Below are 15,625 nucleotides of genomic sequence, written 5' to 3' on the forward strand. Positions count from 1 at the left end.
CTGGCGCCGAGGGGGTGAGTGATGCTTACATCAGCGCCCTTCCAAGAAGAAGGAGGTCCGCGTGAACCGTAACACCGTCATCGCCCTCGTCGTGGGGCTCGTGGTCGGCTTCCTGATCGGCCAGCTGGCCTCGAGGCGGGATCAGGTGACGTCCGTCCCCGTGGTCGCCGCGCCCGGCGGCGCCCCGGCGATGCCGCCCGGCGGCATGGGCGGGCTGCCCGCGCCGATGCCCTCGCCCGGCGCCAGCATGGACCTGCAGGCCCGGATCACCGCCGCCGAGCAGATCGTCGCGAAGGACCCCCGGAACGTCCGCGCCTGGATCCAGCTCGGCAACGACTACTTCGACTCGCGCCAGGCGCAGAAGGCGGTCGAGGCCTACGGGCGCGCGCTCGAGCTCGAGCCCAACAACCCCGACGTCCTCACCGACCAGGGAGTGATGTACCGGGACCTCGGCAACTTCGACAAGGCGATCGCCAACTTCAAGAAGGCGAACGAGCTCGATCCGAAGCACGTGCAGAGCCTGTTCAACCTCGGCGTGGTCTACCTGCACGACCTCCAGGACGCGGACAAGGCCACCAAGGCCTGGAACCAGGTGATCGCGGCCGCGCCGACGAGCCCGCAGGCGCAGCAGGCGCAGCAGGCGCTGACGCAGCTCAAGGCGAACCCGCCGCCGCCCAGGAAGAAGTAGAGGAAGCCCGCCGCACCGGCCGGGGCGCCGCGACCGCGGCGTCCGGCCGCGCGGGCCGGGCAGCGCGGCTCCTGCCGCGCAGGGCTGGCGCGCGGCTCGTGCCGCGCGGGGCTCGATGGCCGCGCGAGGTGGCTTATGCTCCGGAGGCATGCACCGCGCCCTCCTGCTCGCCGCCGCCCTGCTCGCCGCCGCCTGCCACCCGCGCCCGTCCGCGTCCACCCTCGTCGCCCAGCCGCTCGCGCCGGGGCGCGCCTGGATCAGCACCGTCGATCGCGCCCACCCGCTGGTCGGGCGCGTCTGGGACGTCCGGGCCGGGCGCTTCGCCGACGAGGCGGCGCTCGAGGCCGGCCTCTCCGGCGCGTCCTACGTGCTGCTCGGCGAGACGCACGACAACCCCGACCACCACGTGCTGCAGGCGCGCCTCGTGCGCGCCCTGACCGGCGCCGGCAAGCGGCCCGCGGTCGCGTTCGAGATGCTCGCCACCGAGCAGCAGCCCGCCATCGACGCTGCGCTGGCGGCGCCGCGAGCGACCCCGGAGGACGTGTCGCGCGCGGTGCGCTGGGACGAGAGCGGCTGGCCGCCGTTCGCGCAGTACCGGCCGGTGTTCGCCGCGGCCCTGGACGCGCGCCTGCGCATCGAGGGCGCGAACCTGCCGCGCGCGCAGATCCAGGCCGCCACGCGACGCGGCCTCGAGGCGCTCCCCGCGCCGGTGCGGGCGCGCATCGAGCGGCAGGGTCCGCTCCCCGAGGCGGTGGCGCGCGAGATGCGGCAGGAGATGGCGGAGTCGCACTGCGGCGCGCTGCCCGCGTCGATGCTCGACCCCCTGGTGACCGGCCAGCGCGCGCGCGACGCGCAGATGGCCGAGTCGCTGGCGCGGACCGGGGCGGCCGGGGCGGTGCTCATCACCGGCTCGGGCCACGCGCGGACCGACCGCGGCGTGGCGTCCTACCTCGATCCCGGCGCGAAGGTGGCGAGCGTGCTGTTCCGCGAGGTCGTGCCCGGCCGCGACGACCCGGGCGCCTACGCCGCCGACTACGCGGGGCGGCTCCCGTTCGACTGGGTGGTGTTCACGCCAGGTGAGAAGCGGCCCGACCCGTGCGCCGAGCTCCGCGCGCACATGAAGGCGAAGGCGAAGCCGGCCGCGGCCCCGCCCCCGGCGCCCGCCGCACCCGCCGCGCCGCCCGCCACGCCCTGACGGCGCGCGGTCAGTCGTCCCCGCCCACCAGCGCCGCCAGCTCGCGGTGGAGCAGCGCCTCGTCGCCGAGGTTCACCTCCACCAGGCGCCGGAGGTGGGCGATGCTGTCGAGGTCGATCCCGGTGCAGCGGACGCCGACCTTCTCCCCGTCGCGGTGCGCGATGACGCCGTCCATGCGGATGAGCGTGTCGCCCTGGTCGAGCTGGATGACGAGCGCGCAGGGCTCGCCGGCGGCGCCGGGGAACGCGGCCGGGACCTCCACCCGCGCGCCCTTCAGCGAGACGTCCTGGACGCCGCAGCCGGCCCGGGCGGCCCCGGCGCGCAGCTCGCCCGGCCGGTGGAACGCGATGCGCGAGAACCGGCGGCGCTCGTGCTGCCCTTGCACGCTGGCCATGGACTTCCCCCCTTTCGCGGATTGTCCCGCCACCCGCGCGCCCGGCGCAAGCGCGCCGATGCCACGCCGGGCTTGACCCCGGGGCGCGCCGGCCCGACCGTGCCGGGACGTGCCCGCCCCGCCCCGCGCCCTCGACGAGCTGATCGCCTTCGTGCGCGCGCGGACCGCGCCCGCGCCGGTCCCGCTCGTCCCGGAGCTCGTCCTGCACCAGGCCAGCGAGCTCACCCCGCTCTGGCACGCCACCGCGGGCGACCTGGCGGGGTGGGACGACTCGCCGTTCTGGGCGTTTCCGTGGGCGGGTGGCCAGGCGCTGGCGCGCCACCTGCTCGATCGGCCGGAGCGCGTGCGCGGACGCCGCGCGGTGGACTTCGCGACCGGGAGCGGCCTGGTGGGCCTGGCCGCCCTGCGCGCCGGGGCCGCGGAGGTGGAGGCCTGGGACGTGGACCCGTTCTGCGAGGCGGCCGTCCGCGCCAACGCGGCGCTGAACGGCCTCGCGCTCCCGTTCCGGGCCGGCGACCCCATCGGCGCGCCGCTGCCGGGCGTGGAGGTGCTGCTCGCCGGCGACGTGTTCTACGAGGGGCCGCTCGCGGCGCGCGCCCTCGCCTGGTTCCGCGCGCTCGCCGGACGGGGCGTGACGGTGCTCGCCGGCGACGCGGGGCGCACCTACGCGCCACGGGAGGGGTTCACGATCGTGGCGGAATTCCAGGTGCCCACCACGGTCGAGATCGAGGACGCGGCGGTGCGCGGCGCGCGGGTGCTCCAGATCATGGGGTGAGCGGCGGGCCGCGTGTTACGATCCGTCGCTGGGGAGGTCTCGCCCGCTTGCCCGCCCGCGCCCCGCTCGTCACCGCACGTGCCGTCCTGGCGCTCGGCCTGCTCGCCGCGGGCCTCGCGGTCGCGCTGCTGCTCGCGGGCGGGCTCGTCGCCGCGGCGGTCCTGGCGGTCCCCTCCGGGCACTGGGCGCTCGGCGCGCTCTCCGCGGCGGCGGCCGCGCTCGTCGTCCGCTGGCTCCTGCTGCTCCGCGTCCCGCCGGTGCGCCTCACCGGCATCGACGTTCGCGCCCCCGAGCAGCCCGCGCTGAACGCGCTCGCGAAGCGCGTCGCGGACCGCGTGGGCGCGCCCGCGCCGCGCCGGGTGTGCCTGGTGGCGGGCGTGGAGGTGGTGGCGATCGAGGAGGGCGGCGTCCTCGGCCTCGGCGCGCACCCGGTGCTCGGCATCGGCCTCGGGCTGATCGCGCTCCTGGGCGTGTCGGAGCTGGAGGCGGCGCTGGCCCACGAGCTGGGCCACCGGCGCGCGGGCGGGCGCGCCGGCGGCCTGCTGCACCGGGCGCGCGCGGTGCTGGCGCGCGCGGCGGCGCCCGGCCGCGGCGGCGCGACCGGAGCGCCGTTCCGCCGGCTCTGCGCCGCGTACCTGCGCGCCACGCTGCACCTGGCGCGCGCCCAGGAGCTGCAGGCGGACCGGGCCGCGATCCAGGTGGCCGGGGCCGCCGCGCACCTCGCGGCGCTCGAGCGCGCGGCGCGCGGCGCGGTGCTGTTCACCGCGTTCCTGGCCGACGAGGTCGAGCCGCTCGTGGCCGAGGGGCACCAGCCGGAGAACCTGTACGACGGCTTCCGCGCCTACGAGGCCGAGCTCACCGAGCAGGGCCGCTCGGGCGCGCTGGATCGCGAGCTGGCCCGCGCGCCCGCCGAGCCGGAGGGCCTGCACCCTCCCCTCGCCGCGCGCCTCGCGTTCGCGCGCGCGTTCCCCGACGCCGGGCGCCCGGGCGACGCGCGGCCCGCGCGCAGCCTCCTGCTCAACGCCGAGCGCCTCGAGCGCGAGCTCACCGCCCGCGTGGCGGCGGAGCGCGCCGGCGAGCGGCCGCTCGCGGTGGTGCCGTGGGCCGAGGTGGGCGCGCGCGTGTACGGGCCGCGCGTGGAGCGCGCGGGGCGCGCCTACGCGGCCCGGGTGGCCGCCGAGTTCGGCGCGCCGGCCACCGGCCAGGGCGCGCTGGCCGCGCTGCTGCCCACGCTGGAGCGGCGGCACGACGAGGCCGCGGCGCTGGTGCTCGACCCGTCGCTCGCGTCGGTCCCGGTGGACGACCGTACGCGCCAGGTGGAGCGGATCGTCTCGCACGCGCTCGGCGCGCTGGTGGGGCTGTCGCTGGTGGAGCGCGGCGGCGCCTGGCGCAGCGAGATCGGCCGGCCGGTGGAGGTCGCGCTGGGGCGGGCGGTGGTGGCGCCGCTCCACGTCGCCGAGGAGGCGCTCGCCGACCGCTCCCGGCTCGCCGAGGTGGTGCGGCGCGCGGTGGAGACGCCCCAGGACTCGACGTGAGCGCGGCGCCGCTGGTCCTCGCCTGCGGTCACGTCACGCTCGACCGGGCCGGCGGGGCGCAGGTGCCCGGCGGCTCGGCCTGGTACGCCGGCCACACCTGGCGCGGGCTGGGCGCGCGGGTGCGGGTGCTCACCGCGGCAGGGCCGGACCTGCCGCCCGCGGCGCTCGCCGGGCTCGAGGCCCTCGTCGTCCCCGCGCCGCGCACCACCGCGTTCGAGAACCGCTACGGCCCGGACGGCGCCCGCGCCCAGCGCGTGGAGGCCGCCGCGCCGCCGCTCGACCCGGGCGCGCTCCCCTCCGGCTGGCGCGAGGCCGACGTGCTGCACCTCGCGCCGGTGCTCGGCGAGGTGGACGTGCGCGCGTTCACCGCGGCCGTCCGGGCGCGCGTGGTCGGGCTCGGCGTGCAGGGCCTGGTCCGCGCGGTGCTCCCCGGCGGCGAGGTCGCGCAGCCGCGCTGGGAGCCCGCGCCGGGGGCGCTCGCGGGCGTGGACGCGGCGTTCGTCGGGGAGGACGACCTGCGCGGCCAGGGCGACCTCGTCGCGCGGCTGGCCGGGGCGGTGCCGATCGTGGTGGTGACGCGCGGCGCGCGGGGGTGCGAGGTCGTCGCGCGCGGGCGCGCCCGGCGGGTGGGCGTCTCGGCGGCGCGCGAGGTGGATCCGACCGGCGCCGGCGACGCGTTCGCGGCCGGGTTCCTGTTCGGGCTCGCGCGCGGCGACGACCCGGTGGACGCCGCCCGGCTCGGCGCGGCCGCCGGCGCGATCGCGGTCGAGGCGCGCGGCGGCGGCGCGCTCGACCGCATGGGCGAGGCGCACGCGCGGGCCGCGGCGGTGCCGGTGCTCGACCTCCCGTGAGCGGCTACCCGCCGTCGCCGCTCGCCGTCGCCTCGAGCAGCGCCCAGAGCCGGCCCAGCGTGCGCCGCGGCCAGGGCGCGTCCTCCTCCGGCTCGCGGGGCGCGGGCGAGACGCCGTGCAGCGCCGCGATCGCCTGGATCGCGTACTTCACCACCGCGTCCTGCGCCAGCTCGCGGCCGAGCACGCCGTCGCCGATCTCGCGCTCCGCCTCGCCCGCCGCGAGGACGCACACCGGCCGCCAGTAGCCGGGCTCGGCGTGCGGGAGGACCGCCAGCCAGGTCCCCTCCCCCTCGCCGCCGGAGGAGAGATCGAGCCAGAGCCCGCCGTCGCGGGGAATCCACCGGAGAGGTGCCATGATTCCGCATTCTACCCGGGAGATCGCTGCTAGGCTCCGCGCCATGTCCCCCTCCCTCGTGATCTACGGTGCGTACGGGTACACGGGCGAGCTGGTCGCGCGCGAGGCGGCCGCCCGCGGCCTGCCGGTGGTGCTCGCGGGCCGCGACTCGGAGCGCCTCGCGCGCCTGGGCCGCGCGCTCGGCCGGCCGTGGCGCGCCTTCCCGCTCACCGATCCGGAGGCGCTGCGGGCGGGGCTGCAGGACGCGGGCGCGGTGCTGCACTGCGCCGGCCCCTACGTGGACACGTGGCGCCCGATGGCCGAGGCGTGCCTCGAGGCGCGCGTGCACTACCTCGACCTCGCCGGCGAGGCCGGGGTGTACCGCGCGCTCGCCGCCATGGGGCTCCACGCGGAGCGGGCCGGCGTGATGCTGCTCTCCGGCGCCGGCTTCGACGTGGTGCCCACCGACTGCCTCGCCGCGCACGTGGCCCGGCGCCTCCCCGGCGCGATCCGCATCACGCTCGCGATCGACGCGCTCGGCAGCCTCTCCCGCGGCACCGCGCGCACCGTGGTGGCGCACGCGGGCGACGCCGACGCGCGGGAGCTGAACCCGCACCAGCCCGCCGCGCGGACCTTCGACCTCGGCTCCGGCCGGCTGCAGGCGGTGCAGGTGCCGTGGCCGGAGCGCGTGGCGGTGCCGCGCTCGACCGGCGTGGAGGACGTGGCGGTGTACCTGTGCGCCTCGCAGGCGCGCCGCGTCCTGCTCCGCGCGGTCCCGGCCGTCGCGCCGCTGCTCGCGCTGCCCGGGGCGCGGGCGCTCGCCGTGCGCCTGCTGACCGGCGGCGCCGCGGGACCGGACGCGGAGGCGCGCGCGCGCGGGCGGAGCCGGGTGTACGCCGAGGCGGTGGACGCGGCCGGCGCGCGGGCGGCGGCGCGCCTCGCGCTGCCCGAGGGCTACGCGTTCACCGCGCACGCCGCCGTGGAGATCGCCGCGCGCGCGCTCGCCGGCTACGCGCCGCCCGGGTGGCAGACCCCGGCGTCCGCCTACGGGCCGGACCTCGTGACCGCGCTCCCCGGGGTGACGCTGGAGGACCTGCCCCTCGCGCGCGCGACGTGAGTCCGCTCACCCCGGGCGCCGGCGGGGCGAAGGCTCGCCGGCGTCGGAGGGCGACTACTCGCGGCCCCGCCCCAGCGTCCGCAGCGCCGCCAGCCAGAGGCGCGCCTCGCGCCGGCTGAGCCGGGACCGGCGGAGCGCGGCGGCGAGGTCGCGCACCGCGTGGCGCTCCGGCCCCGCCAGGAAGCCCCCGCCCCGCAGCGCGGCGCGGAGCGCCTCCTCCACCGCGGAGAGCTCGGCGTCGGTCGCGCCCGCCTCCGGCGCGCGCGCCGGCGGCGCCGCGGCGGCGAGCGCCGCCTTGCGGAGCTCGTACAGGTAGACGAGGGCCGCCTGCGCCAGGTTGAGCGAGGGCTGCGCCTCGCCGGCGGGGATGGCGGAGAGATCGTGGCAGCGGTGCACCTCGTCGTTGGTGAGCCCGCTGCGCTCGTCGCCGAACACGATCGCGGTCCGCCCCGCGGCGGCGCGCTCGAGGGCCTCGCGGGCCACCTCCGCCGGCGGGAGCCGGCGCTTGCCCTTCACCGCGCGCGAGCTGGTGCCGACCACCCAGGCGCAGTCGGCCACCGCCTCGTCGAGCGTGCGCACCAGCCGCGGCCGGTCGAGCAGCTCCCCGGCGTGCACCGCCACGCGCCGCATGGCCGCGAAGTCGTGCGTGCCCAGCTCGGCGATGGCCCAGTCGTCGGCGCCGAAGTTCTTCATGGCGCGCGCCACCGCGCCGAGGTTCTCGGGGTTGCGGGGGCGCAGCAGCACCAGGCGGACGGGAAGGCGCATCGCGGCGCATGCTACCGCGCCGGCCCGGTCCGGCCGTGCTAAAGGAGGCGCGTGCCCCACGCCGCGCGGTTCCTCGAGAACCCCTTCCAGCTCCACATCACGTTCGACCTCGCCGCGACGTTCCTGTTCGCGGTGACCGGCGCGCTGGCCGCGATCTCGAGGCGGTACGACTTCGTGGGCGTGCTGGTGCTCGCCTTCGTCACCGGGCTGGGCGGCGCGCTGCTCCGCGACGGCCTGTTCCTCCAGTTCGGCCCGCCGGCGGTCGTGACCGACGGCCGGTACCTGGTGGCGGTGGCGCTGGGCGCGGCCACCGGCGTCTTCTTCGGCAAGCGCCTGCACCGGTTCCAGATCCCCTTCCTGCTCGCCGACGCGGTGGCACTCGGGACCTACGGCGTGGTCGGCGCCAACAAGTCGATCGCGGCGGGCCTGCCGATGCTGACGGCCCTCCTGGTCGGCGCGGTGAACGCGGTGGGCGGCGGCCTGCTCCGCGATCTGCTGGTGCACGACGTGCCGCTCGTGTTCAGGCCGGGAGAGTTCTACGCGCTCGCCGCCATGGCGGGCGAGCTCGTGTTCATCGGCCTCACCCGCGGCGCCGGGCTGCCCGGCACGCTGTCGGCGCTCATCGCGATCGCCGCCGCCTTCGCGGTCCGGATCCTCTCGGTGTGGCTGGGCTGGCGGACCGAGGCGCTGTCGGGCGAGGACGGGACAGGCGAGCGGTAGCTTCCTTGCCGCGGGTCAAGGCCGACCCGGCAGGGCTTCCCTTAAGGTGCGCCCTCCGAGGATCTCCACCCCGCGCTCCAGGAGCCTTCATGACGCTCGTCCGCAGCCTGCTCGTCGCCGCCCTCGCCCTCGCCGTCCCGTTCGCCGCCCGCGCCGCGGGCGGCCACGACAGCGTGGGCTGCGGCGGCTGCCACTCGATCCACACCGCCAAGGGCAAGATCATCTTCGCGGTCACGCCGAACACCAAGGCGCTCGATCCCAAGACCAAGCAGCCGTACTCCGGCACCACCGCGCTCTGCCTCGCCTGCCACGCCGACTCCAAGGACGGCGGCCAGGGCTACGCGCCGGTGTCGGGCCACATGAGCCACCCGTACGGCGTCGCCAGCGTGAACCCGAAGGTCGCGAAGGTGCCGGGCGAGCTGCTGCGCGACGGGCGCTTCGAGTGCATCGGCTGCCACGATCCGCACCCGTCCAACCCGAACTACAAGTACCTCCGCGTGGACACGGCCAAGGGCCAGCAGATGGACGCGTTCTGCGGCGTGTGCCACCCGGGCAAGGCCGACGCGGCCACGGTGAAGCAGGCGGCGATCTTCAACTCGATGGACGAGTCCGGCGCGAAGCGCGCCGCCGCGCCCGCGCCGGCCCCCGCCAGGAAGTAGCGGGATCCACGCTCGCCGCCGACCGTGGCCTCGCGCCGCGGGCGGCGGTGCCGTCTCCGGCGCCGGCGGGGCTCACCGCGCGACCGCGACCGCGGCGCGCGGCCGCCAGATCTCGAGCATCCCGCGCGGCGCCGAGAGCCACACCGGCTCGTAGCGCGCCGCGAGGTCCGCCGCGAGCGCGGCACCGCACGGCGTCTCCAGCAGCTCGCGCGTCGCGCCCCACACCAGCACGTAGTCGAGCCGCCCCAGCCGCCGCGCCCCGCGCAGATCCACGCAGGGCGGGACGCCCTCCATCCGCCCCAGCGATCCCGCGATGACGTGGAACGGGTTCCGGCCGGCGGGGAAGCGCACCGGGCAGTGGTCGGTGTTGGCCTGGCTGTTCTTGAGGTCCACGCCGCCGCGCGCCGCCACGATCCAGCCGGTCGCGTGCAGGAAGGGCTTGATGCGGTAGCCCATGCGCCGCCCGTGCGCGTCCTGCGGCCCGTACGGCGAGAGCGCCAGCGGCAGCATCACCCGCCCCTCCTCCACCGCCGCGGACGCCGAGGCGTACTCCTCGAGGTAGGCCGAGAGCTGCCGCTGCTTGTCGAGCCGGACCCCGAGCGCGACCACCGCGATGGCCGCGAGCGCGACCGCGGCGCGCCGCGCCGGGGCACCCGGGCCCGCGGACGCGGCCCCGAGCCAGGCCGCGACGCACAGGAGCGCGAGCAGCGCCATCCGGTCCGACACGTGCGCGCCGGCCGCCACCACGTCGGGCACGGCGAAGTACAGGAGCACGAACGCGGCGGCGGCGACGAGCCACCCGTCGTGCGCGAGGAGCCGCACCCCGCGCCCGGCGCGGACCAGCGCCGCGTGCACCACGGCCACCGCCAGCACCAGCATCACGGCCATGGCGAGCGGCAGCTCGCGCCGGTCGATGGAGACGAGCGAGTACCCGGCGGCGAGCTTCGCCGCCAGCTCCGGCAGCGGGATCCGCGCCGCGACCCGGTCGCGGTGCGCCAGCAGCCAGGCCCCGAGCAGCAGCAGGCCCGGCGCCGCCGCGGCCAGCCCCGCCGCGGCGCGCCGCGCGTACGCCGCCGCCACCCGGCGCCGCCGGGCGGGGTGGCGGCGCGCGCGGGCGAGCGAGCGGGCCGCCCGCAGGCCGAGCACGGCGCCCGCGAAGAGGAGCGCGCCGGCGAACGCGACCGAGTGCGCGAGGTAGAGCAGCAGCGACAGGACCGCGAGCGCCGCGAAGCGCCCGGGCCCGAGCCGGCCGCGGGTGCGCAGCCAGAACCCCGCCGCCAGGAACGCGAGCGCGACCCCGTAGCAGAAGTTCCAGAAGCCCATGTGGAACGGGTAGGCGTGCACGAACGGGAAGACGGCCAGCGCGGCCCACCAGCCGCGGGCGCCGCGCGGGAGCACCGCGCGGAACGAGATCGGCAGCAGCACGGTGTAGCCGCTCAGCACCAGCTTCTCGGCGGTCAGCGGCGACACGATCGACAGCAGCGGCGCGAGCAGCGCCTGCGTCAGCCAGTTGGGCTGCGCGCCCCAGTTCGCCTCGTAGTAGCCGCGGAGCAGCGGCGAGGCGCCGTGGTGGAGCAGCGCGAGCACGTTCTCGACGTGCAGCGGCCCGTCCTGGGTGGGGAAGTAGCGGACCAGCCAGATGGGCAGCACGTGCAGCGCGACGAGCGCGCCGAACAGCACCGCCGGGAGCAGGGCCCGCCCGCGCGCGCCGGCCTCCGGCCCGCGCACCGCCGCGCCCGCGCCGGCCCAGGCCCACCGCGCGCTGCCCGCCCAGCTCCAGGCGAACGCGAGCGCGATGCCGGCCGCCTGCGCCGGCAGGCGCAGCGGCCCGAGCGACGGCCGTCCGAGCGCGTGGCGCGCGAGCAGCGCCAGCGCCGCGAACGTGGCGAGCTGGATGGCGACGCCGACGAGGCTCACCGCGTGGTAGCGGCCGAGCCGCGCGAGCCGCCCGCGCCCGCCGCGGCGATCGCGAAAGGTGATCGCGTCGTGCAGCAGGAAGTTGGAGAGGACGCTCGCCTCGATGGCGACCGCCGACGCGGCCACCTCGGGCACCCCGAGCCCCTGCGCCAGGACGTGCAGGACGGCCAGGTTCACCACCACGCCGCTGCCGCCCACCGCCGCGAACCGCGCCAGGCGGCCCGCGCCGGGCGCACCCGTCCCGTCCTCGATCCTCGAGCCGAACCTCATCGGGCCTTCCCCTCTCGGCACTCACGCTGCGGAGCCGTGCCGGCGGGGGCATCCCGCCACGGGTGGAAGGGCCCAACGGAGGTTGCACGGGCGGCCGTACGCCTCGCGCGGGCACCACGCCCCGCGCGCGGGGCGCGGCGGCGCCGCGCGGGTCGTTCACGATCAGTTCAGGTACCGCGGACGCGCCGCGGCCGGGGCGGGCGGCGCCTCGGCGCCGGCGAGCTCCAGCCCCTGCCGCGTGAGCAGGTACCGCACGGTCCCGCTCCCGCGCTCGGTGTCGAGCTTCGCCTCGAACGCAGGCCCGGTGATGGCGCCGAGCTGGAGCGTCTTCTTGAGGTTCACGATGCGGCCGCTGGCCAGATCGCCTGCCACCGGGCCGGTCGCGGCGTCGCGCCGGTAGAGGTCGAGCGCGCCCTCGTGCAGCGTCGCGGCGAGCGAGGGCGAGAGCGGGATCGAGGAGAAAAGGACCGAGATGAGGGTCCAGTGCGGCGGGGGCGCCTCGGAGGCCATCCGAACGATTGTAACCGAGCGGGCCTGCGCGCGCCCGCGCGAGCCATGTGCGAGCGACGTACGGATGCGGGATGCGCGCGGCACGCCAGGAGGTATTGCATGGGGGAGCGAAACCGGCGCCGAGGTGGGGCGCAGGGCGGCGCGAGGCCCACGCAGGGAGGAGCCGGCGCCCGCCGGCATGCTTACCCACCGGGCATACGGAGGGACCAGACCGTGATCGAGGATCGTCCGCACCGCCCCGCTGCCGAGCCGCTGACGCCCGGCGCGCTGCCCCGGCGCCTGCGCGGCTGGTTCGGCATGTCCGAGGAGCCGCCCCTCCGCCCGGCCCGGCCGGCGCGCCTCGACATCGTCCGCCGGAGCTGGGCCGCCGCCTACTGGCAGGCGCGCGTCTCGGTGCGCGCCGGCGTCCCGCTCGACGACTACCTGCGCTCGCGCCTGGCGCGCTACTCCGCGGCGCTGCCCGTGCCGCGCGCGCAGCTCCCGCTCTCCGTCGAGGTCGAGGACGGGGAGATCCTGGTCGGCGAGGCCGCCCCGGAGCGCCGGCCGGCGGAGCCGCCGGCGGACGGCGACGCCTGGCTCGCCGCGCTGGTGCACGTGGAGGGCCCGGCCGTGCGCCAGGAGGTCGCGGAGCTGGAGATCCGCCTCGCCTCGATCGAGGTGGACGCGGACGCCGCGCGCCGCCGCGACGAGGAGCTGTCGCGCCGCCTCGCCGCCGACGTCGCGGCCGGGACCGTGTGCGCGCCGCCGCAGGTGGAGGCCACCGCCGAGCAGCTCGGGCGTCCCCCGGTGTCGAGCGCCGCGCCGCAGGCCGGCCTGCGCGCGTTCGCGACCGCGTCGATCGCGGCCGAGACCTGGCAGATCGCGCTGCCGCTGCTGCGCGCGGCCGGGGTGGACCCCGCCACGCTGGGCGCCTCCGCGGCGCGCAAGCCCGCGGAGACCGCGTTCGCGTTCGCGTTCGCGCTGGGCATCGCCGGCGCGCTGCTGGCGCTGGCCTGGGCGGGCTTCGACGCCGCCTCGGTGCTCGCCTCGGGCGAGCAGGACCGGGCGCGCCGCCGCTACTCCGCCGCCGGCGCCGCCGGCGCCGCGCTGCTCTCCATCGGGCTCGCCGCGGCGGTCGCCGCGCTGCCGGGCGGGATCGGCGGGCTGCCGCCGGCCGTCTCCACGCTGCTGCTCGCCTCGGTGCCGGTGGGCGCAGCCCTGGCGCTCCGCGCCGCGCGCTCGCTGGCCACGCGCCGCGGGCTCGAGCTCACCGACGCGCTGGAGTGGGATCGCACCCGGGCCCGCGCGCTCGCCGATCGCGCGCGCCGCCTGGAGGAGCTGGACTGGGCGGAGGCCGAGGAGCACGACCTCGAGCGCGAGCGCGAGGCCGCCCGCCGGCGCCTGCGGACCATCGGCGCGCGCGCCGCCGCCGCCGACCGCCTCGCGTCCGAGCCGCTCCGCCGCCGCCGCGCCGAGCTGTCGCGGGTGGCGCAGAGCCTGGTGAGCGCGCTCGAGCTCGACCGCTACGAGTTCCTGCGCCAGGCCGCCGCGCGCGGCGCCACCGACCTCATCGCCCCGCGACGCCGCCGCGCCGGCGGGGACGGCCGCCGCGCCGAGCCGCCGCGGCCCGACGCCACGCCGGCGGCGCCGGTCGCGGTGCCCGTGCCGGAGGGCGGCCGCCTGGCGTCGTGAGCCGGGCGCAGGCCCGTCTCCAGCGCGGCGAAGCCGCGCCCGCGGGGACCTCGCGCGGACCCGCGACAGCGGGCGCGCGAGGTCACGGGACCCGCGCAGCAAGGCGGGGCCCCGCGGAGCTCCGCTCCGTGGGGCGCGGCGCAGCCCCGTCCGATTGACATTCGGGCATCGCTCGGACACCGTCCGCGCGCGTGAACCTCCTGTTGCTCGAGCCCGGAGAGCTCTCCGCCGGCGGCACCGCCCGGCTGGCCGGGCGGCGCGCGCGCCACGTGCTGGAGGTGCTGCGCGCCGGCGCCGGCGACCGGATCCAGGCCGGCGTGGTCGGCGGGCGCATGGGCGAGGCGGAGATCCTCTCCGCGGCGCCGGACGAGGTGGTGATCGCGGCGCGGCTCGACCGGGAGCCGCCGCCGCCCGCGCCGGTGGCGCTCCTGCTCGCCCTGCCCCGTCCGAAGATCCTGCGCAAGGTGCTGCAGGCGGCCGCGTCGATGGGCGTGAAGCGGCTGGTGCTGCTCGGCAGCTACCGCGTGGAGAAGAGCTACTTCGCCTCCCCGCTGCTCGCGCCCGAGGCCCTGCGCGAGCAGTTCCTGCTCGGCCTGGAGCAGGGGCGCGACACGATCCTCCCCGAGGTGGAGCTGCACCGGTTCTTCAAGCCGTTCGTGGAGGACCTGCTCGACGCGCGCTTCCCGGAGCGCGACCGGCTGCTCGCGCACCCCGCCGGCGCGGCGCCCCTGGAGGCGCTCGCGCCGGCGGGCGCGCGCGCCGCGCTCGCCATCGGCCCGGAGGGCGGGTGGACGCCGTACGAGGCCGCCGCGCTGCGCGACCGCGGGTTCGCCGCGATCACGCTGGGCCCCCGCGTGCTGCGCGTGGACGCGGCGGTCCCGTACGCCGTCGGCCAGGCCGAGCTCTGGCTGCGGTCGTCGTCCGCTAGGGCCTCGCCTCGTACACCACGTTGAACGGGGTCTCGGTGGCGCGCCGGAACGTCCGGAAGCCCGCCTCGGCCACCACCGCCCGGATCCGCGCCTCGCCGGCCTGGGCCCCCAGGCACGCGCCCACCTCCTGCGCGCGGGACGCGGGCGTGCAGATCATCGTGGACGCGCAGTAGAACACCCGGCCCACCGGGTTCAGGTTCTTCTCGACCTGATCGTTCGCGTACGGCTCCACGATCATCCAGCTCCCGCCCGGCTTCAGCATCTCCTTCACGTGGGCCGCCGCGCCGGCGGGATCGCCCATGTCGTGCAGGCAGTCGAAGCAGGCGACCAGGTCGTACGGCTCGCCGTGGAAGTCCTTCGCGGTCGCCACCTGGAAGCTCGCGTTCGCCAGCTTGCGACGGGTCGCCGCGCGGCGCGCCGTCCCGATCGACGGGCCGTGGTAGTCGAACCCGACGAACGTGGAGCGCGGGAACGCCTCCGCCATCAGCACGGTGGAGGCGCCGTGGCCGCACCCGACGTCGGCGACGCGCGCCCCCGCGCGCAGCTTCGGCTCGACCCCTTCCAGCGCCGGCAGCCACTCGCCCACCAGGTGCGCGGCGTAGTTCGGCCGGAAGAAGCGCTCGGTGCCCTCGAACAGGGACGCGTCGTGCTCGTCCCAGCCCACCCCGTCGCCGGTGCGGAACGCCTCCACCAGCTTGGGCGTGTCCTTCACCACCGAGCTGATGATCTGGAACGCGCCGGGGATGTACGCGGGGCTGTCCTCCATCGCGAGCGCGAACGCCTGCTCGTCCGGGAGCGTGAAGGTGCCCGCGCTCGCGTCGTACTCCACGAAGCCGCCCGCCGCCTGCGCGCACAGCCACTCGCGCACGTAGCGCGCGTCGGTGTGGGTCTTCTCCGCGAGCGCCGCCGGCGTCATGGGACCGGCCGACGCCATCGCCTTGTACAGCCCCAGCTGCTCCCCGACGATGACCAGCGCCGCGTTCATCGCGGCGCCCATCTCGCCGAGCACCTTGCCCATGAACTGGTTCAGCCTGTCCTCGTTCAGCTGCATCGGATCCTCCACGTGTCCGCCTGGGCCGAGGCGCCCGGCGGAGCGTGATCGAGGAGCGGAGACGCGGGCCGGCGGTGCCCGCCAACCTCACGGGCTCGCGGACCGGGGACCACGGGAAGGCGGGGTGAAAGACGACCCTTGCGCCCTGGAGCTGGAAGCGGCCGGGCGGGTGAGCGGAGCGCGCTCCCGCGCGGACGAGGGTCGCCACGCGGGGCTGCGCGGCGGCGCGAATCCCCTCCCGGGG

At 77.8% G+C, this 15,625-nt stretch carries 16 protein-coding genes; 10 read left to right on the plus strand and 6 right to left on the minus strand.

Annotation, left to right across the window (positions count from 1 at the left end; translation table 11 throughout):
* Positions 1-61 precede the first annotated feature (61 nt).
* Both ADEH_RS15415 and ADEH_RS15420 read left to right on the plus strand, forming a co-directional pair.
* Positions 62-688 carry a tetratricopeptide repeat protein gene (locus ADEH_RS15415; protein ID WP_011422032.1) on the plus strand — a complete coding sequence of 209 codons (627 nt, stop codon included), beginning with the start codon at positions 62-64 and terminating at the stop codon, positions 686-688.
* A gap of 148 nt (positions 689-836) precedes the next feature.
* On the plus strand, positions 837-1,883 hold the full coding sequence (locus ADEH_RS15420; RefSeq protein WP_041453591.1) for a ChaN family lipoprotein: 1,047 nt from the start codon (positions 837-839) through the stop codon (positions 1,881-1,883).
* Between the two features lie 10 nt (positions 1,884-1,893).
* Here the strand turns inward: ADEH_RS15420 and ADEH_RS15425 are convergent, their stop codons facing one another.
* On the minus strand, positions 1,894-2,277 hold the full coding sequence (locus tag ADEH_RS15425; protein WP_011422034.1) for a PilZ domain-containing protein: 384 nt from the start codon (positions 2,275-2,277) through the stop codon (positions 1,894-1,896).
* A gap of 109 nt (positions 2,278-2,386) precedes the next feature.
* On the opposite strand from ADEH_RS15425, the gene ADEH_RS15430 reads away from it, so the two are divergent.
* From ADEH_RS15430 to ADEH_RS15440, 3 genes are read left to right on the plus strand one after another with little or no spacing between them, the layout of a single operon-like run.
* Positions 2,387-3,052, plus strand: a complete 666-nt coding sequence (locus ADEH_RS15430) for a class I SAM-dependent methyltransferase (RefSeq protein ID WP_011422035.1) — start codon at positions 2,387-2,389, stop codon at positions 3,050-3,052.
* Positions 3,053-3,099: 47 nt separating this feature from the next.
* Positions 3,100-4,587: a M48 family metalloprotease gene (locus ADEH_RS15435; protein WP_011422036.1), complete on the plus strand. Its 1,488-nt coding sequence runs from the start codon at positions 3,100-3,102 to the stop codon at positions 4,585-4,587.
* Positions 4,584-5,438 (plus strand): PfkB family carbohydrate kinase, encoded by an 855-nt coding sequence (locus ADEH_RS15440; protein ID WP_011422037.1) that lies wholly within the window; start codon positions 4,584-4,586, stop codon positions 5,436-5,438. Before ADEH_RS15435 ends, ADEH_RS15440 begins: the two co-directional genes overlap by 4 nt.
* Positions 5,439-5,442: 4 nt before the next feature.
* Here ADEH_RS15440 and ADEH_RS15445 read toward each other — a convergent pair whose 3' ends face one another.
* Entirely contained in the window at positions 5,443-5,793 is a 351-nt protein-coding gene (locus ADEH_RS15445) for a hypothetical protein (protein ID WP_041453592.1), read from the minus strand.
* Positions 5,794-5,836: 43 nt separating this feature from the next.
* Here ADEH_RS15445 and ADEH_RS15450 point away from each other — a divergent pair, with 43 nt between their 5' ends.
* Positions 5,837-6,889, plus strand: coding sequence for a saccharopine dehydrogenase family protein (locus ADEH_RS15450; RefSeq protein ID WP_041453593.1), 1,053 nt, complete (start codon positions 5,837-5,839; stop codon positions 6,887-6,889).
* Between the two features lie 54 nt (positions 6,890-6,943).
* Here ADEH_RS15450 and ADEH_RS15455 read toward each other — a convergent pair whose 3' ends face one another.
* Positions 6,944-7,654, minus strand: a complete 711-nt coding sequence (locus ADEH_RS15455) for an RNA methyltransferase (protein WP_011422039.1) — start codon at positions 7,652-7,654, stop codon at positions 6,944-6,946.
* A gap of 51 nt (positions 7,655-7,705) precedes the next feature.
* Here ADEH_RS15455 and ADEH_RS15460 point away from each other — a divergent pair, with 51 nt between their 5' ends.
* On the plus strand, positions 7,706-8,374 hold the full coding sequence (locus tag ADEH_RS15460; protein WP_011422040.1) for a trimeric intracellular cation channel family protein: 669 nt from the start codon (positions 7,706-7,708) through the stop codon (positions 8,372-8,374).
* A gap of 89 nt (positions 8,375-8,463) precedes the next feature.
* Positions 8,464-9,033: a cytochrome c3 family protein gene (locus tag ADEH_RS15465; protein WP_011422041.1), complete on the plus strand. Its 570-nt coding sequence runs from the start codon at positions 8,464-8,466 to the stop codon at positions 9,031-9,033.
* Positions 9,034-9,105: 72 nt separating this feature from the next.
* Here the strand turns inward: ADEH_RS15465 and ADEH_RS15470 are convergent, their stop codons facing one another.
* Together ADEH_RS15470 and ADEH_RS15475 are read right to left on the minus strand one after the other, a co-directional pair.
* A complete protein-coding gene (locus tag ADEH_RS15470) occupies positions 9,106-11,220 on the minus strand; it encodes a GtrA family protein (protein ID WP_011422042.1) in 2,115 nt (704 codons plus the stop codon).
* A gap of 162 nt (positions 11,221-11,382) precedes the next feature.
* Entirely contained in the window at positions 11,383-11,730 is a 348-nt protein-coding gene (locus tag ADEH_RS15475) for a hypothetical protein (protein ID WP_041453594.1), read from the minus strand.
* A gap of 213 nt (positions 11,731-11,943) precedes the next feature.
* On the opposite strand from ADEH_RS15475, the gene ADEH_RS15480 reads away from it, so the two are divergent.
* Positions 11,944-13,401: a hypothetical protein gene (locus ADEH_RS15480; protein WP_041453595.1), complete on the plus strand. Its 1,458-nt coding sequence runs from the start codon at positions 11,944-11,946 to the stop codon at positions 13,399-13,401.
* A 191-nt stretch (positions 13,402-13,592) separates the two neighbouring features.
* Complete coding sequence (locus tag ADEH_RS15485; RefSeq protein ID WP_041453596.1) at positions 13,593-14,354, plus strand: 16S rRNA (uracil(1498)-N(3))-methyltransferase; 762 nt, start codon at positions 13,593-13,595, stop codon at positions 14,352-14,354.
* Here ADEH_RS15485 and ADEH_RS15490 read toward each other — a convergent pair.
* A complete protein-coding gene (locus ADEH_RS15490) occupies positions 14,326-15,381 on the minus strand; it encodes a class I SAM-dependent methyltransferase (RefSeq protein ID WP_011422045.1) in 1,056 nt (351 codons plus the stop codon). The two genes, ADEH_RS15485 and ADEH_RS15490, sit on opposite strands and share 29 nt — an antisense overlap.
* Positions 15,382-15,625 lie beyond the last annotated feature (244 nt).

The sequence above is a fragment of the Anaeromyxobacter dehalogenans 2CP-C genome (assembly GCF_000013385.1).
Taxonomy (GTDB): Bacteria; Myxococcota; Myxococcia; order Myxococcales; family Anaeromyxobacteraceae; genus Anaeromyxobacter; species Anaeromyxobacter dehalogenans_B.

Excerpts from the sequence above, each read along its gene's own strand:
- ADEH_RS15445 (WP_041453592.1), bottom strand. The coding sequence starts at position 5,793 with ATGGCACCTCTCCGGTGGATTCCCCGCGACGGCGGGCTCTGGCTCGAT.
- ADEH_RS15450 (WP_041453593.1), top strand. The coding sequence starts at position 5,837 with ATGTCCCCCTCCCTCGTGATCTACGGTGCGTACGGGTACACGGGCGAG.
- ADEH_RS15420 (WP_041453591.1), top strand. The coding sequence starts at position 837 with ATGCACCGCGCCCTCCTGCTCGCCGCCGCCCTGCTCGCCGCCGCCTGC.
- ADEH_RS15455 (WP_011422039.1), bottom strand. The coding sequence starts at position 7,654 with ATGCGCCTTCCCGTCCGCCTGGTGCTGCTGCGCCCCCGCAACCCCGAG.
- ADEH_RS15465 (WP_011422041.1), top strand. The coding sequence starts at position 8,464 with ATGACGCTCGTCCGCAGCCTGCTCGTCGCCGCCCTCGCCCTCGCCGTC.
- ADEH_RS15470 (WP_011422042.1), bottom strand. The coding sequence starts at position 11,220 with ATGAGGTTCGGCTCGAGGATCGAGGACGGGACGGGTGCGCCCGGCGCG.
- ADEH_RS15425 (WP_011422034.1), bottom strand. The coding sequence starts at position 2,277 with ATGGCCAGCGTGCAAGGGCAGCACGAGCGCCGCCGGTTCTCGCGCATC.
- ADEH_RS15475 (WP_041453594.1), bottom strand. The coding sequence starts at position 11,730 with ATGGCCTCCGAGGCGCCCCCGCCGCACTGGACCCTCATCTCGGTCCTT.
- ADEH_RS15490 (WP_011422045.1), bottom strand. The coding sequence starts at position 15,381 with ATGCAGCTGAACGAGGACAGGCTGAACCAGTTCATGGGCAAGGTGCTC.